Below are 24,617 nucleotides of genomic sequence, written 5' to 3' on the forward strand. Positions count from 1 at the left end.
AATCCTTAATCCCTAATCCCTAATCCTTAATTTCCCTCCTTAATAAAGTATCAACCCTGCTATTCCACAGGCTACAATCATTCCTATCGGGTTCAGTTTATATTTTTTGGTGCCTACAAATGCCACGAGGAAAATGAGGCAGCTGATGACGAAGGAATATGTGTCTTCTTTGGGAGAACTGAAGTTTTCCGAATTCATCAATACCAGCGCGGCTGAGGCCAGCAGACCGACCACTGCCGGGCGGAGCCCGCTGAATACCGCTTCCACGGAAGGATGTTTCTGGTATTTCAGAAAGAATTTGCTGATGGTCAGCATCAGTAGGAAAGAGGGGAGCACTACGGCAAAAGTGGCGGTAATAGATCCCCATACACTACCGGTGACAGTAAAACCTACATAGGTTGCCGAATTGATACCTATCGGACCGGGTGTCATTTGGCTGATTGCCACGATATCAGTAAACTCTTGAGGGGAAAGCCAGCCATAACGGGTGACTACTTCGCCTTGTATCATAGACAGCATGGCATATCCGCCGCCAAAGCCGAAAAGGCCGATTTTAAAGAATGTATAGAATAGCTGTAAGAAAATCATGGTTAGTGATTAATGGTTAGTGATTAATGATTAGTGTTATTGCACCTTTCATTTTTTAATTCTTTCATTTTTAATTCTTCGATGTTTCCGACGTCCGAAGGCATATCCCCCTGCACCTGCTGCAATGATAATCCAGATGGGGGAGAAGTCCAGCAGCCAGATGAGCAGTGCTGAAACCACCGGTATCCATATATTGTATCGGTTTATCCGGGCCGATTTGGCCATGCTGAATGTAGGGGCGGCAATCAATGCAACCACTGCCGGGCGGATGCCTTTGAATATACGTTCCACAATGGTGTTGTTCTTGAAGTTGTGAAAGAACAACGCTATGGCGAGGATGATGAGAAACGAAGGAAGTATGGTTCCCAATGCAGTGATTATGCTCCCTCGTATTCCCCGTAGCCGGTACCCTATAAAAATGGATATATTGACGGCAAGAATGCCCGGAGCGGACTGTGATATAGCAAGCAGGTCAATGAAATCTTCTTTGGCTATCCAGTTTCGTTTGGTTACGATTTCGTTTTCTATCAGTGGTACCATGGCATAACCGCCGCCGATGGTAAAGGCTCCTATCTTAAAGAATATGGAGAATGCTTCAAGATATATATTCATATTCAAAATGTTGTAATTTACTTTATTTCTTTATCATCTTTCCCTTCTTTCCCTCTCTTGGCATATTGGCTTGGGCTCATATCGAAATGTTTCTTGAATACTTCACGGAAATATTTCGCATCACTGAAACCGGTCAGCTCTGAAATCTCGGTGATGGTATGCTTTTGTTCTTTCAGAAGTTGGGCGGCATGTTTCAGTCGAATCAGCCGGATGTAGTCAGCCGGAGCTTGGTCGGTCAGTGCCTTTATCTTGTTGTAGAAGCTGGTTCTACTCATATTCAGCAGGTTGCAGAGCACGTCGACGTTGAAGCTTGGGTTGTCCATATTGTCTTCGACACTCTTTTTGACGGTTGCAATGAATTTCCAGTCCAAGTCGTTGGAGCAGTTGATGCAATCCGTATTGTTTTTCTCGTCGTTCAGGTCCAGGCTGGCATATTTGTGGCGCAACAGTGTCCGGTTAGTCAGTAAGTTGGCAATGTTTGCCCGCAATATACCGATATTGAAGGGTTTCACAATATATTCATCTGCTCCGCTTTGCAGTCCCTCGATGATATTCTTGTCGGTATTCAGTGCTGTGAGCAGGATGATGGGGATATGTGATGTCTCGATGTCGTTCTTCAGGATATGGCACAACTCGTCTCCTCTCATTTCCGGCATCATGATGTCTGAAATGACTAGGTTAGGCATATACTCCTTGACAATGATCAGTGCCTCTTTTCCATTGGAGCATACTTGTATGTTGTACTGTTCAGACAATGTTCTGCGCAGATATTCCCTTAATTCGTCATTGTCCTCTACAATAAGAATTTTCTGGTGGCTACTGTTGTTTTGCGACTGTTGCTGCGTCTTGTCGTAGATGCCGCTGGAAGCAGGGGACGGTGTGGCGGAGGCATTGATGGGCACTCCGGAAGCCGAATAAACAATCCGTTCGTTTTGGGGTTGAGGGCGTTGGATTGCCTTGCGGAAATGCTTGTTCCCTTTGGGGAACGTGATTTTGATGCAAGAGCCTTTTCCTTCCATACTGCTGAAGTTGAGCTTTCCTTTATGTAAGCGTACAAGTTTCCCAACCAAGAGTAGTCCGATGCCGCTGCCGGTAACTTTGGAATTGATAGCATTGCTGCCGCGGAAATGCATCTTGAACAGCTTTTTTTGTTCCGAGGCCGGAATTCCGATACCGGTATCTTTCACCTCAATACTCCAGGTATCTTCCGTCTCGGAAGTAAAGACATGTACATTGCCGCCGTCCGGTGTATATTTCAATGCGTTGGATATGATATTCTTCAAAATGGAATCCATCTTGTCCTTGTCCAACCATACGTTCAGATAACGGAAACTGCTTTCGTAGGTCAGGTTGATGTGTTTTATGTTTGCGTATGGACGGAATGCATCGATTGTCTCCTCCATATATGTGCTCAGTTCGTATTCGGATACGTATAGACTTCCGGAATAGGTGTCTGCTCGTTCGAAATTAATAAGATTGGTGGTCAGGCGCAACAAGGCATTTACGTTTCGCAGAGCTGTGTTGATGTTGCTCTGTCCGCTGGAAGTCAGTTGTTCGCGTTCGGTGATTTCTTCCAAGGGTGCTTTGATGAGCGTCAGTGGAGTACGTATATCATGTGCCGTGTTGACGAAAAAGCGTATTTTCTCGTCGGATTCTTTCCGCTGTTTTCTCAAGGCTATGATTCGCAGGGCGATGCTTGCAATGGATATGATAATCACTGCATAGAGTATTAATGCCCAAAAACTGAGCCAGATGGGTTGTTCGATAATGATGTTCATACTACGTTCCTCCAGGACAATACGGCGGTCTTCGTTGGAGATGGCACGTACGCGGAGGGTATAGTTACCCGGACTCAGATTGGTAAAACGAATGACATTTTCCTGTCCCGGGCGGCTCCAGCCCTCATAGAATCCTTCCAGCTTCCAAGAGTACAGAATCAGGGAAGGGTAGTCATAGTTTATATCGGAAACTTGCAATGAGAAGATGTTCTGGTTGTACTTCAAACGCAAGGTTTCTGTCTCGTCTATATCCTGAATAAGTGGGGAACCTTCATCTTTGGGATAAACGGTCTGATAGAAAACCCGCAGGTCGCTGAATACCATTTTGAATTTATAGTCACGTGGCAGGACCATGTCCTTATCGAACTCTATGGCTCCGTCCGTACTGCCGAAAATGAAATTGCCGTTTCCTCTTAAGGTGCCTGAAGCTGCATTGAAATGATCTGACTTCAGTCCTTGTTCTTTGGTCCAGTTATGGAATGTCTCTTCGGCAGGATAGAAGGTGGACAGACCGTGTTCTGTACTCAGAAAGATATTTCCTTTTCCATCAGACAATAGTGTATAGATATTATTGGAAATCAAGGCACAGTTGTCTCTATGATAGTGTCTGAATGTATTTTTGGCCGTATCATATACCAGTAAACCGGCATTGTTGGTACCGATGTACAACATTCCGTCAGAGGTCTGGCATAGAGAGTAGATATAGTATGATTCTACTGGCATTCGGATATAGGTGTACTTGCCGGTTGCTTTTTCTAATAAGTATAGGCCGGTTGCAGTGCCTATCCACATATGTGTGGAGTCTTTTTCTATAATGGCGGTAATGCCGTTCAGACCGGGGAAATGCCGTATGCTTTTGCTGGAATAGTCTATTTCCTTCAAGTTATAATACCCTCCGGACCAGATGTTTCCTGAAGAGTCTTTCATGATAGAACGGATATACTTGTCCGGCCGGATATTGAGGTTGCTGAATAAGGATGGAGTGAAGAAATCTACGGACTGTTGCTTCTTGTTTATCTGATAGATGCCTGAACTGTAACCTCCGGCCCAGATGATACCAGGCTCAACCTCGCATAGTGAGATAAAGGTGTGGTTTTTACTGTGGCTTGCAGGATCGAAGGTACTGAGAAAAGAATGCCATTGGTTTGTTTTACTATTATAAAGGCTGATGCCGTTGTTGGTGGCAAACCATAAATCTCCGTCATGATCTTCGATGATGGCATTTACTTGGTCATTGATGAGTGACTGTTTATTACCGATAGAGTGTTTTATCCATTGGTAATCGGCATATCGGTTGTCGCGTACGGTGATACCGATGGGATAATTGGCTATCCAGATGCGTTGTTCGCTGTCAATGTAGATGTCGTTGATGGTATTCCCGTTCATAGAGTTGTGCCGGTTGTAGTCGGCAACAATGTATGGTACGGACTCATAAGTAGCAGCGTTCATTTTGTAGATGCCGGCTCCGTCTGTTGCAATGAGAATTTCATTGTCAGTGTAGGAACGGATGCAGTTGATGCTGACATCCATCAGGCCGGACGGTATATGCATGACTTTATGTTTGTTCAAGTCATAGACAAATATTCCTCGTTGAAAAGTACCGATAAAAACCTTACGGGACGGTTTGTGATAGTATAATTCGTTGATTTGTACCTTTAAGGTATCCAATTGGTCGCAGGGACTCAAGGTGAGTACATTGTTTTCCAATTCGGCATAATGTATGCCGATGTCGGTTCCGATAAAGAAATGAGTTGAGTCAATCTGTACGATGTCCGTGATTCGTTCTTTTATTTCATTTTGAATGAAGGTCACTTTTTGAGTATTACTGTCGTACAGATATAGGGCATCTTCATTGCAAAGCCATATTACGCTGTTGGCATCCACAAAACCATAGCTGATGGGAGTAGGACGTCCTTTTACTTCATTTTCGGGTAGCTTGTATACTAAGACAAAACGGTCGTGTCTTGTGTCGTAGCGGAACACACGTCCTTTTTTGCCTATTTCCCATATGGTTCCTTTAGGATCCACATAGAGCCAGTTCAGATTCATCATGGAATTTACTTCTTCATCTCCGTCCATCAGTTTGTAAGACTTGAAATCTTTTCCGCTATATCGGTCGATGCCGTCGTGGGTGAGAAACCACATGTAACCTTTGGGGCCCTTTTGAATGGCATATACCCGTCTGTTGCTCAAACCGTCTTCCACATCGATGTACTTGTATGTTTGCGCAATGCCTATAATTGGCAATAATAGTAGTATGTAGAAAAAGAAGTACTTTTTCATAATTGTCGAACGGTTTTTGAATGTTGTACTGAGGGAGAGTTGAAAATAAACACAAAAGTAGTGCTTTTGTTCGAGAAAAGCAAAAGGAAGGCAAAGAATGGAAAAAATGAACAAGCGCGGATTTATTTGTCAACCCGCGCTTGTCACATTTCTATTAAGAAGGAAGTTCTGTTTATTTTTTATTGGCTTCCACCCACTTGCGTGCATTGACAAACGCTTCTATCCAAGGAGTGATTTGGTCGCTGTTTACGCGGTCTGCGGGGTAGCAACCATTTTGCCAGGGGAAGATAGCACGTTCCAAGTGGGGCATCATGGCCAGATGGCGTCCGTCGGCACTTGCCAATCCGGCTATGGAATAATCCGAACCGTTGGGGTTGGCAGGGTATTCGTCGTATGAGTATTTCAGCACAACGTTGTATTTGTCCTCATCGTACGGCAAAGAGAATTTGCCTTCGCCGTGGGCCACCCAGATACCCAGTTTACTGCCGCTCAAAGACCCGAGCATTACACTGCGGTTAGTGGGAACGGTAACACCGAGGTATCTGGATTCGAATTTGTGGGAATCGTTGTGCAACATCTTGCCTTTCTTTTCAAGCTCGGGATTGATAAGGTTGAGTTCCATCATAAGCTGGCAACCGTTGCAGACGCCTAGCGAAAGCGTATCCTTGCGTGCATAGTACTTATCGAGCGCTTCTTTGGCTTTCGGATTGAAAAGGAAGGCACCGGCCCAACCCTTAGCAGAACCAAGCACGTCGGAATTGGAGAAACCACCGCAGTAAACAATCATGTTTACATCTTCCAGCGTCTCGCGGCCGCTGATAAGGTCGGTCATTGTAACATCTTTCACATCGAAGCCTGCCAAATAGAGCGAGTAGGCCATTTCGCGTTCGCCGTTAGTCCCTTTTTCACGGATGATGGCAGCGCGTATACCGGAAGGTGTGCGGCGGTCCGGGGTAATGCCGTATTGTGAGAACTTGCCTTTGAAGTCCGGCATGAAGGCGAATTCCACCGGTTGCATCTTGTAGTTCTCGAAACGCTTCTTGGCACAGCCGTTCATGGACTGTTTACGATCAAGGAGATAAGAAGTGGAGTACCATACATCACGCATATAGTCGATGCCGAACTGATAAGTAGCATCGCCTTTTGATACAAGAATATGGCGTTCGTCTGTCGGTTTACCGAGTTTCACATAACCTACGCCTGCATCTTCCAGGATTTGCTTTACTGTTTCCTTATGCTTGTCACTCACCTGAATAACGATACCCGGATTCTCTGCAAACAGAATCTTGATAAGGTCTTGCTCCTTGATTTTATCCAGGTTGATTTCCATACCGCCCTCCACATTGGCAAAGCACATTTCAAGCAGTGTAGTGATAAGGCCACCGGCAGAAATATCATGTCCGGCAAGAATCAGTCCCTTGTTGACCAGCTCCTGCACGGCAAGGAAAGCATCGCGGAAGTATTCGGCATCCTGCACGCAGGGAACTTCGTCACCCACTTTGCCCAGGGTTTGGGCGAAGGCGGAACCACCGAGTTTCAGGTTGTCGAAACTGAAGTCTATATGATAAATGGTAGTTTTTTCATTGTTGACCAGCACTGGAGAAACGACCTTCTTGACATCGGAAACTTCTCCACCGGCAGAAACAATTACCGTGCCCGGAGAAATGACTTTGCTGCCGTCGGGGTATTTCTGTGTCATGGAAAGAGAGTCTTTACCAGTCGGTACATTGATTTGCAGGGAACAGCAGAAGTCGCTCAATGCCTTTACTGCCGTGTACAGACGGGCATCTTCACCTTCTTGCGAACGGCAAGGCCACATCCAGTTGGCAGAAAGGGAAACGCTGTCCAGGCCTTCGGCAAGCGGTGCCCAAACCAAGTTGGTCAAGGCTTCGCTGACGGAAAGAACGGAGCCGGCTGCCGGGTCGGCAAGTGCCGCCTGGGGAGCATGGCCCAGAGAGGTTGCGATACCCTTTTCGCCGCGATAGTCCAAAGCTACCACACCACAATCGCTCAGAGGCAACTGCAATTCACCCTGGCACTGCTGGCGAGCAATCTTGCCTGTTACAGAACGGTCTACCTTGTTTGTCAACCAGTCTTTACAAGCCACAGCTTCCAGTTGGAGCACATTGGTGAGGTATTCATGTAGTTGGGAAAGTTCGTATTGGGGCATTTTGTAATGACGTTCCACGGTCTTGTCCACCATATAGGTCTTGGGGGAAGAGCCGAACATCTGTTCTACGGCGAGGTCGAACGGACGTACACCGTCAGCTTGCTGGAAGGCAAAGCGATGGTCACCGGTGGTTTCACCTACTACGTACATCGGAGCGCGTTCGCGTTCGGCTACCTTGCGTACATGTTCGATGGCCTCTTCCTGAATCAGCAAGCCCATGCGTTCCTGGCTTTCGTTGGCTATGATTTCCTTGGCAGACAGCGTGGTGTCACCGATGGGTAACTTGCTCATGTCAATCAGGCCGCCGCATTCCTCTACCAATTCAGACAGACAGTTAACATGTCCGGCAGAGCCGTGGTCGTGGATGGAGACAACCGGATTGGTCTCTTCCTCACAAAGTGCGCGTACCACGTTGTAGGCACGTTTTTGCATTTCGGCGTTGGCGCGTTGCACGGCATTCAGCTCGATGCCACTGCTGTAGCGTCCGGTATCTACGGAAGATACGGAGCCGCCGCCCAGACCGATGCGGTAATTGTCTCCACCGATAACAACCACTTTGTTTCCGGCTTCCGGTGTACCTTTCAAACAGTCGCGTTGGGTACCGTAGCCTACGCCTCCAGCAAGCATAATCACTTTGTCGTAACCATAGACTTCATCATTTTCCTTATGTTCGAAAGTGAGCACGGAACCGCAGATTAGCGGTTGACCGAATTTGTTTCCGAAATCACTGGCACCATTGGAGGCCTTGATCAGTATTTGTTCGGGAGTCTGATACAGCCATTTGCGTACCGGCAGAATCTCTTCCCAAGGACGTCCTTCTTCCGTACGGGGGTAGGAGGTCATATAGACGGCTGTTCCGGCAATCGGCCAAGAGCCCTTACCGCCGCCCATACGGTCGCGGATTTCACCGCCCGTACCGGTAGATGCACCGTTGAACGGTTCTACGGTAGTGGGAAAGTTATGTGTTTCCGCTTTCAGGGAGATGACACTCTTGATGTCTTTTACTTGGAAATAGTCGGGCTTGGAGTGGTCTGCCGGAGCAAACTGTTCGATAACCGGACCTTCGGCAAAGGCCACATTGTCTTTGTAGGCAGAGATAATCTTATTGGGATTCTCTTGTGTGGTCTTCTTTATCATTTGGAAGAGTGAAGATTCCTGTTCTACTCCATCGATGATGAATGTCCCGCCGAAGATTTTGTGACGGCAGTGCTCGGAGTTGATTTGCGCAAAACCGAATACTTCGGAGTCCGTCAGAGGGCGCCCAAGATCTTTTTCTACCTTCTTGAGGTAGTCCATTTCCTCTTTGGAAAGTGCCAGCCCTTCCTTCTCATTGTATTCCTCCAGGTCTTCGATGTGTACAATCGGTTCCGGTTGCCGGTTGGTTGTAAATACATTCTGGTCCAGCCCCTTGTACATACGTTGCAGCATCGGGTCATGGTCTGCATTCTCATCTTTTACGGGGAAATACTCCTCGATGCGGATAATGCCGTCCAGTCCCATGTTCTGGGTGATTTCTACGGCGTTTGTACTCCACGGAGTAATCATCTCGCGGCGCGGGCCGACGAAATGTCCTTTCAGGTTGTCTTCACTTTCGGGGGTGGCTTCTCCAAAAAGCCAGCAGAGTTTGTCGCTGTCTGCCTGGGGGAGTTCATGATTACATTCTACGGCAATCACACTCTTGGATGGTGTTCTGAAAAAAAGAATCATAGTTATATTTACGATTTTACGATTTACGATTTTACGATTGAAGTTACTTCTTTGAATATCTTCATCTTTTCTTCTTGGGGACAAAGATACGCAAAATCGGTGGGGAGGAGAAAAAAAGGAAAACAAAAAACGCATGCAATTTTACTTGTATGCGTTTTTTATTCTGTTTTATAAAGCCGGATGTATATTATTGTATGACGATTTCATCCGTAAATAAGAATTGTTTCTTCCCTTGTATGGCGTGGAAGCGTACATACCGTGCTTCAGTAGGGGTGCCGGTCCATCCGAAATCTCTGAAAATCACGTCTTTTCCGGCATCCTCCTCGCTGCAAGTATCACTGCCCAGCAGGGAGAATTCTTTGCCGTCCACTGATGCCCACACTTCTACTTTGGCTGGAAGAAAAACCTGCGGGGTACGGATTTGCATGAAGTTGGCCATGACCCGGTGTATAGCGGTCACTTCGCCCAAGTCGATGGTGGCATCCAAATCATTGGGGCAGAATCCCTGCCAACGCCCGTCCATGTAGCTTTTACCGCCGCGAAGTCCGTCGAGGAGACCGGTGTCACCGCCGCCTTTGTATACTTCTTTATGCTGATAGTATCCGCCGCCCGGTGCATAGGTTATCTTTTTGCCTATGCCTTTGTGATAGTCGGTGCGCAGGTGAAGGCTTTTTCCGATAGGCTTTTCTCCATCGAAAAGACGTGCGGTCAGCAATATGGAGTCTTTTACGGCAAACGGTTTCTTGTATAACTTGGAAGACGCAGTCGGTTCGGAACCGTCCGTTGTGTAGCGGATGTCAATCGGATGTTTTTCGGAGGTGAGGGACAGCATGATTCTTTTCTTGGCATAGTCAACGGTCTGGCTGGTCTGCACTAGTTCCGACAAGGTGAACGGGTTGTAGCCTATTGCTTTGATATGGCGTATTTCGTTGTTGATACGTCTCTTGAAACTTTCTGAATGCTTGTTCTTCATGGGAGTCCATCCTACTTCTGCCAGAGCGATGATGCGCGGGTATATCATATATTCGGCATGTTCGTAAGTGGGTAGATATTCGGCCCATACATTGCCTTGCACGCCTAATATGTATTTGCAGATATCACTTTCCAATGAGTCGGGAGCCGGGTCGTAGGAGTAGGTCTGTCCGATGGGGACGCAGGCGCCGAACGCCAGCGGCTGTGTCTCGGGGTCATCCTGGTAGTGGTCCAGATAACAGTGGCTCTCCGGTGTCATGATGGCGTAATGCCCCATGCGGGCGGCGGCAATGCCACCTTCCGTACCCCGCCACGACATGACGGTTGCGTTGGGGGCCAGGCCTCCGTCCAGTATCTCATCCCAGCCGATGATTTCACGCCCTTTGTCGTTGAGGTACTTCTCTATGCGGGCTATCATATAGCTTTGCAGCTCACTTTCATCTTTGAGCCCTTCTTCCTTCATGCGCTTCTGGCATTTGGGACATGCTTTCCAGTGGCGTCTGCTGGCTTCATCGCCTCCAATATGGATATAACGGGAAGGGAACAGCCGTATCACTTCATCCAGCACATCTTCGAAGAACTTGAAGGTCTCTTCGTTGCCGATACAGACTTCACCGGATGTATAAGGCTCGCCGGTACAGGACAGCTGTGGATAGGCTGCCAGTACTTCTCCTGAGTGTCCCGGCATTTCTATTTCGGGGATGACGGTAACATGCCTCAAGCGGGCGTATTCTAAAACTTCGCGTACATCTGCTTCTGTATAGTAGCCTCCATAGCCTCCTTCTTCATCCTTTTCGCAGAAGCGGTGGTTATATTTCCCCCAATCCTGCAGATTGGCGGCTTTTCTCCAGGCTGCGAATTCTGTCAGGCGGGGATAGCCCGGAATCTCCAGCCGCCATCCGGCACCGTCGGTCAGATGCCAATGCAGGCGGTTAATTTTGTAGGTGGCTACCAGGTCTATTTGTTTCTTGACATAGTCCGTGTTAAAGAAGTGCCTTGAAACATCCAGGTGCAGCCCACGGTAGGGGAATCTGGGTTCGTCCTTGATGGTCGTGACTGGCAGTTCCTTCCCGTTACGGGCAAGTTGTGCCAGGGTTTGCAGTCCATAGAAGGCACCTGCTGCGGAGGAGGCCTGAATATTTACACCTTGTTTGCTGACTGTCAGGTTGTAGCCTTCGGCGGCGATTGGATTGTCCGTCTCGTCCGTTATTTCTATCGTTACAAAAGGATTCTTGTCGACAAGCTTCATGGGGATGGCAAAGTCCGGCAGATAGGCCAGCAGGTCATTCATGTCGGATTTCGCCAAATTGGTCGAGAAGGTTACCGTAGATGGCAGTTCGACTGTTTTTGACGTAGTTTGGGCATACTGCGGATATGGAATCACACCGAGTTCCTTGGGAGCTTCGCATGCCGTCAGTAGTAAGACGGTCATGGAAACGAGTGCTAGAGTTTTTTTTATTCGTTTCATTAGGGGGTATTGTTAAGTTCGGAGGTAAATATACGGAATAATATGTAAAATGGATAATCTTTACTTCTTAAAATCCTTTTCCGTCGAAAAAACGTTAACACTATTCGTTCGTCTCATAAAAAAGTCCGATATTTGCAGCCATGATTCAGATAGAGACCATATTTGACATATTGTGGAAGGGGTTCATTATCGGCGTCATTGTGTCCGCGCCATTGGGTCCTGTAGGAGTATTGTGTATTCAGCGTACTTTGAATAAAGGACGGTGGTATGGTTTCGTAACGGGGATAGGAGCTTCGCTGAGCGATATTGCATATGCCTTGCTGACGGGCTACGGGATGAGTTTCGTTTTTGATTATGTCAACAAGAACATCTTTTACCTGCAGCTTTTCGGAAGCATTCTTCTGTTGGCATTTGGCATTTATACGTTCCGCAGCAATCCGGTACAGTCCATCCGGCCGGTATCCACCAATAAGGGTTCCTATTTCCATAACTTCATAACGGCGTTTGCCGTCACACTTTCCAATCCACTGATTATTTTCCTTTTTGTAGGCCTTTTCGCCCGCTTCGCTTTTGTAAGTGAGGGCGTGCTGGTGTTTGAGGCTGTCACCGGATACTTGGCCATCGCATTGGGTGCTTTGGCTTGGTGGTTTGGCATAACCTTTTTTGTCAATAAGGTCCGTACACAATTCAACCTGCGAGGTATCTGGATACTGAACCGTATTATCGGGAGCATTGTCATTGTGGTGTCTGTGATGGGACTGGTGTTTACGCTGATGGGTGAATCGCTGTATTAATGGATAATCGATAGTGGATAAATTGATAATGAAGTCATAAATCTAAGGTTATAAATCATACATTTTATCGTGAAGATTGCGCAACAACTGAAAGAGAAGAATATAGCCGAATACCTTATATATATGTGGCAGGTGGAGGACTTGCTCCGTGCCAACGGCTGTGACATAGACCGGATACGCCAGAACATCATCTTGCGCTATCCGGAGGAGGAACGGCCTGCGCTGGAAGAATGGTATGGAAACCTGGCAGATATGATGCGTGCGGAAGGCGTAACGGAAAAAGGGCATCTGCAAATCAACCGTAATGTCATTCTGAATCTGACGGAACTGCATGGCGAATTGCTGGCTTCTACGAAATATCCGTTCTATAATGCGGCTTATTTCAAGGCACTGCCTTTTATCGTGGAACTGCGTCAGAAGAACGGCCGGAAAGAGGAGTCTGAGGTAGACACTTGTTTCGAGGCGCTTTATGGAGTGTTGCTGTTACGCTTGCAGAAGAAGGAAATCAGTCAGGGCACGGCAAAGGCTATGGAGGCCATCAGTGGTTTCATCTCGTTGCTTGCCAACTATTATGACAAGGAGAAGCGGGGAGAACTGGAGTTGATGGATAATTGATAGTGGATGATTGATAATTATGAAGGAAAATATTGTTCATCGTAACATTCTATATATAAGTGTAACTTTATTAAATGAATATTCTGATAACCGGTGCCAACGGTCAACTTGGCAATGAAATGCGAGTGTTGTCGAAAGAAAACGGACAACATGCTTATTTTTTCACTGATGTGCAGGAATTGGACATTTGCGACGAACAAGCTGTGCACAGGTTTGTGAAGGGTAACCGGATAGATGTGATTGTGAATTGCGCTGCTTATACGGCGGTGGACAAGGCGGAGGACAATCAGGAACTTTGCGACAAGCTGAACCATGTCGCTCCTGGCTATCTGGCTGCCGCTGCCGAAGCTTGCGGTGCTGCCTTGATACAAGTGTCCACCGATTATGTTTTCGACGGAACCGGACACACTCCTTATACGGAAGAGGCGGCCACTTGCCCCAATTCGGTATATGGCTCTACTAAACTGGCAGGTGAGCAGGCGGTGATGAAGCATTGCAGCCGTGCCATGATTATCCGTACAGCATGGCTCTATTCCATTTACGGGAATAATTTTGTGAAGACGATGCTTCGTCTGGGGCGTGAGCGAGAGACGCTGGGGGTTGTCTTCGACCAGATAGGTACGCCGACATATGCCAATGATTTGGCACGTGTCATTTTTGCGGCTGTCAACCGGGGGATTGTTCCCGGTATCTATCATTTCAGCAACGAGGGTGTGTGCTCGTGGTATGATTTCACTTTGGCTATCCATCGCCTGGCCGGCATAAAGACCTGCAAAGTAAATCCACTACATACGGACGAATTCCCTGCCAAGGCGCCGCGTCCGCATTATTCCGTACTGGACAAGACAAAGATAAAGAAGACATTCGGCATCGATATACCCCATTGGGAGGAGAGCCTTGCCGTTTGCATGAAGAATTTGGAAGAGTGATTATTACTGACTAATTGATATATGGCCAATAACAACGAAATAGAAAGACGGAGAACGTTTGCGATTATCGCGCATCCGGATGCCGGTAAGACGTCATTGACCGAGAAGCTGTTGCTTTTTGGTGGACAAATCCAGGTGGCGGGTGCCGTAAAGAGCAATAAGATAAAGAAGACAGCAACGTCGGACTGGATGGATATTGAAAAACAGCGTGGTATTTCCGTCACCACTTCTGTAATGGAGTTTGACTACCATGACTACAAGGTCAACATCCTCGATACTCCGGGTCACCAGGATTTTGCCGAAGATACCTACCGCACGCTGACGGCTGTGGACAGCGTTATTATCGTGGTGGACGGTGCGAAAGGTGTGGAAACGCAGACACGCAAGCTGATGGAGGTCTGCCGTATGCGTAATACGCCGGTGATTATCTTCATCAACAAGATGGACCGTGAAGCCAAAGACCCGTTCGACCTGCTGGACGAGCTGGAGGAGGAACTGCACATCCACGTGCGCCCTTTGACGTGGCCTATCGAGAGCGGTGTCCGTTTCAAGGGTGTCTACAACATCTACGAGCATAATCTTAACCTCTACCAGCCCAGTAAGCAGGTGGTGACAGAGAAGGTGGAAGTGGATATCCATACCGAGGAGCTGGACAACCGGATTGGTGCCCAGCTGGCCGACAAGCTGCGCGGAGAATTGGAACTGATAGACGGTGTTTACCCCGAATTTGATAAGGAGGAATATTTGAAAGGGGAGCTTGCTCCCGTATTCTTCGGTTCGGCACTGAATAATTTCGGTGTGCAGGAACTGCTGGATTGCTTTGTGGAGATTGCTCCCAGTCCCCGTCCCGTGAAGGCGGAAGAACGTGAGGTGGAGCCGGAAGAGCCTAAATTTACCGGATTCATCTTCAAGATAACCGCCAACATCGACCCGAATCACCGTTCATGTATCGCTTTCTGCAAAATCTGCTCCGGGAAGTTTGTACGCAATGCCCCGTACTTGCACGTACGTCATGGCAAGACGATGCGTTTCTCGTCACCTACGCAGTTCATGGCGCAGCGCAAGACGACTGTCGATGAGGCTTGGGCGGGAGATATTATCGGTCTGCCGGATAATGGTACGTTCAAGATTGGCGATACGCTGACCGAAGGCGAGGTGCTCCACTTCAAGGGACTTCCAAGTTTCTCGCCGGAGATGTTCAAGTACATTGAGAATGCCGACCCGATGAAGCAGAAACAGCTTGCCAAGGGTATCGACCAGTTGATGGACGAAGGTGTGGCTCAGTTGTTCGTCAACCAGTTTAACGGGCGTAAGATTATCGGTACGGTGGGGCAGTTGCAGTTCGAGGTCATCCAGTATCGTCTGGAGAACGAATACAGTGCGAAGTGCCGTTGGGAGCCGCTCAGTCTGTATAAGGCCTGCTGGATTGAGAGCGATGATGCGGCGGAGCTGGAAGCCTTCAAGAAGCGCAAATACCAGTACATGGCCAAAGACCGCGAGGGTAGGGATGTGTTCCTGGCCGACAGCGGATATGTGTTGCAGATGGCGCAGATGGACTTCAAGCATATCAAGTTCCACTTTACGAGTGAGTTCTAAGCTATATGATTTTGCTGACTCACGGCTGTAAATGATGCAGGTTGAAGAAAAAGAGGAGGTACAAAGTAATAAAAAACTTTGTACCTCTTTATTTATTGTGGGAAGAAAGTGTTACCTTTGTTTCTATTAATATGCATTGATTATGAAGACACTTGAAGTAAGCTCGTTCCTTACCGACTTTACACCTTACTTATTATAAACACAAAATTTCAAGATGAAACATACCTTCCTTTTTCTCCTGCTGACCTTCCTTTTAGGGCTGACAGCCTGCTCGAAACCTGCCGGTAGAACTTTGATGAACTACGAACAGGCCCTTTCTCATGCTGACTCGTTGGTGCAATGCGGTGCTGTCGACAGTGCCCGGGCCGTCCGCCTGATTTCCGGTTTGCACCGTGAATACAGTCAGATAAAGGAGCTTTCCGATGGCAGGCATGTGCGGCTGAAGCCGGTCAGTGGTTACGAACGTTTTTTCTGGGGAGTGTTTTCTGTGATTATGTTCAGCATTTCCGGTGCTATGCTGTTCAGCCTTGTCCGGTTCAAGAAAGAGCGCCACCACCGCAACTACCTTATCACCTTGAGCGAAAACGAACAGCGCTTGCGCAACAATGAACGCGAGCGCGAGGAACTGGAAGAATGCCTGAAGGAGATGTTGCTGACCGACGAAGAGCGCGAAGAAGTGCATAGCTCGCTGACGAACCTCATGGAACATGGCAGCCGTCTGGATAAGGAAAACGAGTCACTCCGCGCCCGTCTCAAGGAGTATGAAGACAACCCCGTGCCCCGCGAACTGGAACTGTTGAGGAAAGAGGGCGAGCGTGTCCGGATGCTCGACGGGCAGGTGCAGGCGCTTGCTTCTGCCGTGATAGACGCAGACGAAGTGGTGAAGCAGTTGCGCATCCAGCCCAAATTCCTTGCGGACAGCCAGTGGAACTACTTGCAGAAGCTTACTGACAGAGTATACAAGGGCGCTTCCAAACGCCTTGTCATGCGCTTTCCCCAGCTTACGCCTGCCGACAGCCAGCTTTGCATGCTTATCCGCCTGCACTTCAGCAATGCACAGATTGCCACGCTCATTGCCGTGTCTCCCGCTTCCGTGTCCCAGCAGAAGTTTCGCCTGAAGAAACGGATGATGCAGGCAGATGGTGGACTGTTTGCTGATGGAGAGACGCTGGATACAGTAGTGTGCCATGTCTGAAATTTCGGATTGCAAGACAACAGTGACAAGGGTATGAAACTATTAGGTGGCATTAAGATAAATTAGGCCCGTAATTTCTTTACGGAAATCCTTTTCCGTATCTTCAAGTGGAATTTGTCAAGTCCGGCTAATTATGAGTTCATAAAAACGCTATCAAAGACGGTATCATAAAAAATGGTATTGTATATGGACCGAACGGATCGGGTAAAACAAACTTCAGTTTGGCCTTATTCGATATTGAGAACCATTTGTCGCCCAAATGGAAGAAGATAGATTATTATGTGAATTTTATTTATGCTGGAAAGAAAGAGGGAGTAGTCGGGTTCGAATATACATTTAGGTTTGAGAACGGGACAGTTGTCTATGCCTATTCTAAAAATGCCGGTGGTATATTAGTGTCCGAATCGCTTCGGGTGGACGATAATTTGGTTTTTGAACGGAAGAATGGTTCTTTTTGCATAAACAAGCAACAGTTTCCTATGGAAGAAACCATAGAGAATAACCTCGGAAGTAATGCAAATAACGGGTCGATAGTCAATTTCTTATAGACTTCCTACCCGTTGGGCAAAGAACACTGCTTGATTCCGATATTTTTATATGATTATTTTAGGAATATAGCCAATTTGTGTTGATTTATTAGGACAAAAAGTCGGTGATTTCCCTTGTTCTCAATCTGTTTTGCTACTAATATAACCTCGGTCTTATACTGAACCCTATTCAGTCGTATACTGAATGCCATTCAGTCTTATATTGAATCCTATTTAATCGTATACTGAATTACCCCCACTTCAGAAGGTGTTCTGGGAGGGGATGGACTGTGACGGTTTGATGGCTTGAAACGGATGCTTTTGGGATTTGAAATGTTGTTACAAAATGAAATAAGAAACTGATTGGTGACTTAAAAAATATTGTTATTCCTTGTTATTTCAATAGTTCGCTTTCTATTGGACTGCTAAAGTGTTGAATTGATTACGGATGAGAGCATAGAATCAAATTGCTCCATAATTAAAAATATCCCTCCAAAAGAAGTGAGTTTACCGGATTTTATGCTTATTTTTGTCATGCTTGTTGAGGATTTCTTGTGCTTTTTTTGCAGCACTAATTTAAGTGAATCTTCTGACATGGCAAAGTACTGGGCAATATTTTATTGCTCAGTATTTTAAATAATTGTTTTGTAAAGTGCCGCGGAACTAAGGTCTGATAGAACGAGGATGAAACATTCCAAATTAATAAACAATATAAACGAACGTGTAGTGGATGACATCAAAGGACGGTTATCCAAAGGTACTTTTGTGTCTATTGCTGCGGCTTCATTCTCCATCTATGCCTACGAAGCATTGAAAGAAGAATTGGAGCAAGTGGAACAATTGCGTTTCATTTTCACGTCTCCTACTTTCATCAAGGACAAATCAAAGAAAGAGAAACTTAAAACATTAGAAAACAATTAAGAAACAAGATATATGACTGACATATTAAAACATTTGGATTTGAACTCCGCAGACGGAACGCAACTCAATCTTGATGCGCTCTATCAGATAGCACCTTCGGCATTTACCGAAGTACGTGATGACAAGACTGGTGAAATCTCCCGAAAGGTAAACTTCGAGGTGCTTCGCCGGTTGCTTGGCGACTATGTCACAGACGGCGATGGCGAGATGTATCAGTTTACATGGGTAGGTAAGAATGCCGCTCGTGCGGAGGCTGCCAAACCAACCGATAAGACATTACGCCCGGTGGTGGAAGATTCCGTGGATTGGGACAATACGAAGAATATCTATATCGAAGGTGATAACCTGGAAGTGCTCAAACTCTTGCAACGCTCATATATGGGTAAGGTGAAGATGATTTATATCGACCCACCCTATAATACTGGCAATGACTTTGTGTATCATGACGACTTTGCTCTCACTGCTGCCGAAGAGGATTTCAAAGCCGGCAATGTGGACGAGTTGGGCTATCGCTTCAGGAAGAATTCCGATACGAATGGTAAGTTTCATTCGGATTGGTGCAGTATGATTTATAGTCGTCTGCTGGTGGCTCGTTCTCTGCTCACGGAGGATGGAGTTATCTTTATTTCGATAGGTGATGATGAGAATGCAAATCTCATCAAAATATGTGATGAAGTCTTTGGCGAGCATAATTTCATTGCTGATATTTGCCATAAGCATAGAGCCTCTGTTTCTAATGATAGAATAATATCTGAAAATCACAATCACATTGCGTTTTATGCCAAAGAAATAAATGAGGTGTTTGCTCAACAAAAGAATATAGGAGAAGACCCAGTATTAGACGGATTTGATCGAGAAGACGATAAGGGAAAATATAAATTGGCACCTGTAGATGGTCCTGGTGGAGCAAAGAAAGGTAATCCTTTTTACGAATTTATGGGTGTTGAAGGATATTGGAGATATTCAAAAGAGACCATGCAGAAACTGTATGATAATGGACTGCTTATTGTCACAGAGAACAATCTCCAGAAGAAGTATTACGAAGAACAGGCTCGACAATCAAGAAAAAAAGTTACGACTTGGTGGGATACAGATTTCTTAACTTCTTCCGCAACTTCATATCTTCAGAAATTAATGGGCTGCAAAGCATTCGACAATCCCAAAAGTATAAATCTCTTGATAAGGATGCTCAAGATGATGACTCATTTTGATAAAGATGCACTTATTCTCGATTTCTTCTCAGGCTCTGCCACCACTGCCCATGCTGTAATGCAACTCAACGCCGAAGACGGAGGTAACAGAAAATATATCTGCGTTCAGCTTCCCGAAAAAACACCAGAAGATAGCGAAGCACGTAAGGCAGGCTACGCCACTATCCCTGAGATAGCCAAAGAACGCATCCGTCGTTCCGGTGCAAAAATAAAAGCAGATTCCTCGCTTACTACCCAAAACCTCGACACTGGTTTCCGTGTCTACCGCCTTGACGAAAGCAACTACGAGAAAGTATCACTTTCACCCAAGGAATACAAGCAAGACCAGCTTGACCTCTTTGCCTATAATATCAAGCGCGATCGTACTGACCTTGACCTACTCTATGGTTCGATGTTGGCATGGGGTGTTCGCTTGGATTTGCCCTTGCAGACAGAAACCATGGACGGTTGTACCATCTACACTGTCAACGAAGGTGAACTTGTGGCTTGCTTTTCCGAGGGCATTACCGATAAGGTAGTAACTGCGATGGCCGACAAGAGTCCCTTGCGTGTACTTTTCCGTGATGCCTGCTTCAAGGAAGATGCTCAGAAAATCAATATTTATGAGCAGTTCAAGCAATCCTTGGATTGGTCGGATAATGATGCGTTTAATAATATCAGAGTAATTTGACGTGTCCATGGAAGAGAACAACAAAATACTAATCTATACAGACAATGGCGGTCTGACAAAGATAGATGTGAAACTTGAGGAAGATCCTTTATGGCTTACTCAAACGCAGATGTGCGAGCTGTATCATACGAGTAAATCAAATGTAAGTGAGCATATTAAGCACATTTTCGAAGAAGGCGAACTACAAGAGGACTCAGTTGTTCGGAAATGCCGAACAACTGCCACAGATGGTAAGTCATACATGACAACCTTCTATAATCTTGATATGATTATCGCTTTACTTGATTTCGCAGAAAGCCAAGCCGAGAAAGAGCAACCCATGACCATGAACGATTGGGCAAACTATCTGGATCGCATACTCACCTCAACTGGAGAACAACTCCTACTGGATGGAGGCCTAGTATCCCATCAAGAAGCGATGGATCATGCCGCTACTGAGTATCGTAAATATAAACAGCGCACACTCAGCGATGTGGAGCAAGATTATTTGAACGCTATCAAGGCGATTAGTGACAAAAGTAAGAAAGGAGGCAAAAAGTGAAAATAAGATATAAACATCAACGCTTTCAAGCGGAAGCCGCCAAATGCGTGAGCGATGTGTTTCAGGGGCAACCCAAACACGATGGCAGCCGCACCTTCTTGAACAAGTTTGGTGCGCTCAACTTCGACGGTTTCGGCAATTTTCCCCTTGTACTTGACAATGAAAGCATTTGCGAGAATGTGCGTGGCATACAGATGGCAGAAGGATTGAATCCCGTGGAGCATCTGGAGGGAGACGGACGTACCTTTACCATCGAGATGGAAACAGGTACGGGTAAGACCTATACCTACATCAAGACCATGTATGAGCTGAACGCCCGCTATGGCTGGTCGAAATTTGTGATTGTAGTGCCAAGTATTGCCATCCGCGAAGGCGTGTTCAAGAGTTTTGAGAGTATGGCAGAGCACTTTGCTGGAGAATATGGTAAGCGCATGCAATACTTCATCTACAACTCGAAGCAGCTCGCTAAGATTGATGCCTTTGCTTCGGATAACGGCATTCATGCAATGATTATCAATACGCAGGCTTTCAATGCTTCGCTTAACGAGGATAAAAACAAGGAAGGTCGCGCAGGTGATTCCGCAGCCCGTATCATCTTCTCACGTCGTGATGAGTTCGGTTCGCGAAAGCCTATTGACATCTTGGCAAAAACGAATCCCATCCTAATTATTGACGAGCCGCAAAGCGTGTTGGGTACGGACAAAGGCAATGCCACACGAAAAGGTATCAAACTGTTTAACCCGCTCTTTACCTTACTTTATAGTGCCACGCACCGTGAAATATTCAACCAAGTATATCGCCTCGATGCCATCGACGCTTACAACAAGAAGCTGGTGAAAAAAATAGAGGTACGCAGTGTGCATCAAGTGGGTTCTACAGCTACCAATAGCTATGTCTATCTGGATGAAATCGTCATTAGCAAAGGCAATCCACAAGCTCGATTGGGCTTCGATGTCAAGACTGCCAATGGCACACGCCAGACCATTCGCTTGGTCGGCGAAGGGTTCGATCTTAAAGAGCAAAGCGGTGGTTTGCAGGAGTATGCCAATAACTTTAAAGTGGAATGTATAGACGGATTGACCAATACCGTGCATTTCCTCAACGGACTGACGCTTCATCCCGGTGAGGTGGTGGGCAGCGTGAATGAGGATATTCTCCGTCGCCACCAGATACGTGAAACCATCAAGACTCATTTGGAACGTGAACGCCAACTTTTTGCTCGCGGCATCAAGGTGCTTTCGCTCTTCTTTATCGATCATGTGGATAGTTACCGCATCTACGGTAAGGACACGGCAGAGAAGGGGAAATTTGCACGGATGTTTGAAGAGGAATACCAACGTGCCTTGCAAGAGCTTATGTCTACCTTTAAGGATACCGCCTACACTCGCTTCCTTTCCAATCCGAAGAATGCGCCCGAAAACATTCACGATGGTTACTTTTCTATTGATAAAAAAGGGAAGAACGTGGAATCGAAGAATAAGGAAGGCGAAAACGAAGAACGTGGTTTCGACCTTATCATGAAGGATAAGGAACGCTTACTTAGCCAAAGTTGCCCCATTCGCTTCATCTTCTCTCACTCGGCCTTGAAGGAAGGTTGGGACAATCCTAATGTGTTCCAGATTTGTACGTTGAAAGATACCTCCAACGAAATCAAGAAACGTCAGGAGGTGGGTCGTGGTATGCGCCTATGCGTCAACGATAAGGGCGAACGTCAAGATGCCGACGTATTGGGTGACCATGTGTTCGACACCAATATCCTGACCGTTATTGCCAGCGAGAGCTATGACGACTTTGCCAAGAAGCTGCAAACCGATATGGCAGAAGCCTGTGCCAGCCGTCCGGTAGTGGTGACAGCCACACTGTTTGCCGACCAACTGGCACAGACACAAGATGGACACAGCATAAAGATTACGACCGAACAGGCCGTGGAAATCCACGAAGAACTGATAGTCCAAGGTTACATCAAGAAGGGCAAGCTCACGCAAAAGTACTTTGACGAAAAGAAAGCCGATTCGCTCCAGTTTGGTGAGGTGGAAAATCTACATTCGTTTATCATCAAACAGTTGGATAAAGTGTTCAATCCCGATGCCTTCAAACCAGCCAATGGACGTAATAAAACGGAGGCTCACTTAGTGAAAGACAACTTCAACAAAAAAGAGTGGCAAGAGTTGTGGCGGCGCATCAATACACGTACTTACTATAACGTGAGTTTTGAAACGTCAAAACTCATCAAGAGTGCCATTGATGCACTCGACAAGCACCTGAATGTGACAGAAATCCGTATTGTAGTGGAGAGTGGCGGTATGGAAAGCATCCGTGACCGCGAAGAATTGGAAGCCGGAGCAGCCATGAGTGCCGCTACAGTGAAAACCATTCGGGTAACGGAAGTTATTGGAGCAGAAGTAACTTACGACTTGGTAGGTGAACTCGTGCAATCCACCGGTCTAACTCGCCGCACCATTGTAGAAATGCTGAAAGGCGTTAATCATGCGACTTTCCATCAGTTCAAGCTGAATCCAGAAGAGTTCATCATCAAAGCCGGTCGCATCATCAACGATTGTAAGGCTATCTCGCTCATCCAACACATCCAGTATGAGAAATGTGCTGGAACTTTTGGTACTGGCATCTTTGAGGAAGCTACGCTGCGTGGTACACTTGGCAAGAATGCTATCGAAAGTACCAAGTCGCTTTACGATCTTGTAGTGGTAGATAGTGAAGGTATCGAAAAGAGTTTTGCCGAGTCGCTGGAAGCTGAGGATGATGTGGTGGTATATAGCAAACTGCCCGGTGGATTCTACATCAACACTCCGATGGGCAAATATAATTCCGACTGGGCTGTAGCTTTTCGAGAAGATTCCGTGAAGCACGTCTATTTCGTGGCAGAAACCAAAGGCAACGACATCGAAGTATCACAACTTCGCCGTGCCGAGGATGCCAAGATAGAGTGCGCCCGTCGCCACTTTGCAGCTATCAGCACTGGCGATGTGGCGTATAGTGTGGTGAAAACCTACCAGGATTTGTATAATGCAGTAACAAAGTAAAATCAGCCAAACACGTAGAGAGGCACATTCTCTCTATGTGTGCATTCTTTCTTTTCACTGGCATAAACTCTAAATGATGTCATATTGCAAAGAATAGCTTATAGTAACTATCTTGTAGAGACCGGAAGATATAGGTGCCTTCATTATCAGAAGTTTGCGTGTATAGCTTGTAGAGATTATCACCTTATTCTTCTTATTTCAGCTTTATTTCCCCCTTCTTCTTGTAGAGATGTTATTTTTGTAATTGTTTGTATTTGAGTGATTTATGAAAATTGGTTGTAGATGCCATTTTCTTGTTTTCCCTTGTTTCCCGCCCTAACTTTGCAACATCGAATTTGAGAAAAGCAGACGGCTGAATCGTTGAGGCCTCACGATGAAAACTTCTGCTTCTCGGGTGAGACAAGAGAAACCGGATATACATTATTAATTAATCATTTAAAACATTACGATTATGGCATTTTTTAAAAGAGTTCAGAAAAAAGTAAACGATTTGTGGTATCCTCAATCAGTAACCTGGGGCAAGGCGGTTACTACCCGTGAAGTGGCAGACGAGCTGTCTGTTCTTTCTACCGTGACCCGTGGTGACACGTATGCGGTGATGGAGAACTTGGGGCGTGTATTGAGCAATTTCATGGGGCAGGGACGTACTGTGAAGATAAACGGTGTCGGCACCTTCTACTATACTGCCACCTCTACTAAAAGAGGAGTGTCGACGGCTGCGGAGGTAAGCGCTTCGCTGATTAACGGAGTACGTGTCCGTTTTTTGCCCGAAGTGGAGCGTAATAGTGGCCGTCAGGTGATTACCCGCAGCATGGTGAATACGAAGATTGTTTGGGAAGAGTGGGGCAAGCTTCCTTCTTCTGACAGTGGCAATCAAGGTGGCAGCAACCAGGGCGGCAACGACGGCGATCAGGGAGAGAACCCGCTGGGCTGATTTTTCCCATCCCGCCAATTGCCTCTTTTCTTGACATAAATGGGGTATTATACACTTCCCGTACC

At 46.5% G+C, this 24,617-nt stretch carries 15 protein-coding genes and 1 pseudogene; 11 read left to right on the plus strand and 5 right to left on the minus strand.

Annotated elements, in window-relative coordinates; all coding sequences use genetic code 11:
* Window positions 1-39 precede the first annotated feature (39 nt).
* The 5 genes from H1A11_RS02035 to H1A11_RS02055 form a co-directional block, all read right to left on the minus strand.
* Complete coding sequence (locus H1A11_RS02035; RefSeq protein WP_117601452.1) at window positions 40-588, minus strand: chromate transporter; 549 nt, start codon at window positions 586-588, stop codon at window positions 40-42.
* A 48-nt stretch (window positions 589-636) separates the two neighbouring features.
* Entirely contained in the window at window positions 637-1,200 is a 564-nt protein-coding gene (locus tag H1A11_RS02040) for a chromate transporter (protein WP_117601453.1), read from the minus strand.
* Window positions 1,201-1,217: 17 nt separating this feature from the next.
* Window positions 1,218-5,261, minus strand: a complete 4,044-nt coding sequence (locus H1A11_RS02045; protein ID WP_119961624.1) for a two-component regulator propeller domain-containing protein — start codon at window positions 5,259-5,261, stop codon at window positions 1,218-1,220.
* A 172-nt stretch (window positions 5,262-5,433) separates the two neighbouring features.
* Entirely contained in the window at window positions 5,434-9,138 is a 3,705-nt protein-coding gene (purL, locus tag H1A11_RS02050) for a phosphoribosylformylglycinamidine synthase (protein WP_117601156.1), read from the minus strand.
* Window positions 9,139-9,325: 187 nt separating this feature from the next.
* On the minus strand, window positions 9,326-11,578 hold the full coding sequence (locus H1A11_RS02055; RefSeq protein WP_181757649.1) for a family 20 glycosylhydrolase: 2,253 nt from the start codon (window positions 11,576-11,578) through the stop codon (window positions 9,326-9,328).
* Between the two features lie 140 nt (window positions 11,579-11,718).
* Here H1A11_RS02055 and H1A11_RS02060 point away from each other — a divergent pair, with 140 nt between their 5' ends.
* From H1A11_RS02060 to H1A11_RS02110, 11 genes and pseudogenes are all read left to right on the plus strand, one after another.
* Window positions 11,719-12,372, plus strand: a complete 654-nt coding sequence (locus H1A11_RS02060) for a LysE family translocator (RefSeq protein WP_035449560.1) — start codon at window positions 11,719-11,721, stop codon at window positions 12,370-12,372.
* 69 nt (window positions 12,373-12,441) lie between these two features.
* Window positions 12,442-12,987, plus strand: a complete 546-nt coding sequence (locus H1A11_RS02065; protein ID WP_035449558.1) for a DUF4924 family protein — start codon at window positions 12,442-12,444, stop codon at window positions 12,985-12,987.
* Between the two features lie 74 nt (window positions 12,988-13,061).
* Window positions 13,062-13,916 (plus strand): dTDP-4-dehydrorhamnose reductase, encoded by an 855-nt coding sequence (rfbD, locus tag H1A11_RS02070; RefSeq protein ID WP_117601159.1) that lies wholly within the window; start codon window positions 13,062-13,064, stop codon window positions 13,914-13,916.
* Window positions 13,917-13,937: 21 nt separating this feature from the next.
* A complete protein-coding gene (locus H1A11_RS02075; RefSeq protein ID WP_035449555.1) occupies window positions 13,938-15,512 on the plus strand; it encodes a peptide chain release factor 3 in 1,575 nt (524 codons plus the stop codon).
* 214 nt (window positions 15,513-15,726) lie between these two features.
* Window positions 15,727-16,707, plus strand: a complete 981-nt coding sequence (locus H1A11_RS02080; protein WP_181757650.1) for a hypothetical protein — start codon at window positions 15,727-15,729, stop codon at window positions 16,705-16,707.
* Between the two features lie 221 nt (window positions 16,708-16,928).
* Window positions 16,929-17,255 carry a hypothetical protein gene (locus tag H1A11_RS02085; RefSeq protein ID WP_051642936.1) on the plus strand — a complete coding sequence of 109 codons (327 nt, stop codon included), beginning with the start codon at window positions 16,929-16,931 and terminating at the stop codon, window positions 17,253-17,255.
* A gap of 663 nt (window positions 17,256-17,918) precedes the next feature.
* Window positions 17,919-18,131, plus strand: a pseudogene (locus H1A11_RS02090) (type III restriction endonuclease subunit R); the annotation flags it as partial.
* 36 nt (window positions 18,132-18,167) lie between these two features.
* A complete protein-coding gene (locus H1A11_RS02095) occupies window positions 18,168-20,036 on the plus strand; it encodes a site-specific DNA-methyltransferase (protein WP_117601162.1) in 1,869 nt (622 codons plus the stop codon).
* 7 nt (window positions 20,037-20,043) lie between these two features.
* Window positions 20,044-20,577: a RhuM family protein gene (gene rhuM, locus H1A11_RS02100; protein WP_117601163.1), complete on the plus strand. Its 534-nt coding sequence runs from the start codon at window positions 20,044-20,046 to the stop codon at window positions 20,575-20,577.
* Entirely contained in the window at window positions 20,574-23,618 is a 3,045-nt protein-coding gene (locus H1A11_RS02105; RefSeq protein WP_181757651.1) for a DEAD/DEAH box helicase family protein, read from the plus strand. The genes rhuM and H1A11_RS02105 overlap by 4 nt, the downstream gene beginning before the upstream one ends.
* A 451-nt stretch (window positions 23,619-24,069) precedes the next feature.
* A complete protein-coding gene (locus H1A11_RS02110; protein ID WP_035449543.1) occupies window positions 24,070-24,552 on the plus strand; it encodes an HU family DNA-binding protein in 483 nt (160 codons plus the stop codon).
* Window positions 24,553-24,617: the final 65 nt, after the last annotated feature.

Source organism: Bacteroides sp. CACC 737 (assembly GCF_013874375.1).
Taxonomy (GTDB): Bacteria; Bacteroidota; Bacteroidia; order Bacteroidales; family Bacteroidaceae; genus Bacteroides; species Bacteroides uniformis.

Excerpts from the sequence above, each read along its gene's own strand:
- H1A11_RS02035 (WP_117601452.1), bottom strand. The coding sequence starts at position 588 with ATGATTTTCTTACAGCTATTCTATACATTCTTTAAAATCGGCCTTTTC.
- H1A11_RS02040 (WP_117601453.1), bottom strand. The coding sequence starts at position 1,200 with ATGAATATATATCTTGAAGCATTCTCCATATTCTTTAAGATAGGAGCC.
- H1A11_RS02045 (WP_119961624.1), bottom strand. The coding sequence starts at position 5,261 with ATGAAAAAGTACTTCTTTTTCTACATACTACTATTATTGCCAATTATA.
- purL (WP_117601156.1), bottom strand. The coding sequence starts at position 9,138 with ATGATTCTTTTTTTCAGAACACCATCCAAGAGTGTGATTGCCGTAGAA.
- H1A11_RS02055 (WP_181757649.1), bottom strand. The coding sequence starts at position 11,578 with ATGAAACGAATAAAAAAAACTCTAGCACTCGTTTCCATGACCGTCTTA.
- H1A11_RS02060 (WP_035449560.1), top strand. The coding sequence starts at position 11,719 with ATGATTCAGATAGAGACCATATTTGACATATTGTGGAAGGGGTTCATT.
- rfbD (WP_117601159.1), top strand. The coding sequence starts at position 13,062 with ATGAATATTCTGATAACCGGTGCCAACGGTCAACTTGGCAATGAAATG.
- H1A11_RS02075 (WP_035449555.1), top strand. The coding sequence starts at position 13,938 with ATGGCCAATAACAACGAAATAGAAAGACGGAGAACGTTTGCGATTATC.
- H1A11_RS02080 (WP_181757650.1), top strand. The coding sequence starts at position 15,727 with ATGAAACATACCTTCCTTTTTCTCCTGCTGACCTTCCTTTTAGGGCTG.
- H1A11_RS02095 (WP_117601162.1), top strand. The coding sequence starts at position 18,168 with ATGACTGACATATTAAAACATTTGGATTTGAACTCCGCAGACGGAACG.
- rhuM (WP_117601163.1), top strand. The coding sequence starts at position 20,044 with ATGGAAGAGAACAACAAAATACTAATCTATACAGACAATGGCGGTCTG.
- H1A11_RS02110 (WP_035449543.1), top strand. The coding sequence starts at position 24,070 with ATGGCATTTTTTAAAAGAGTTCAGAAAAAAGTAAACGATTTGTGGTAT.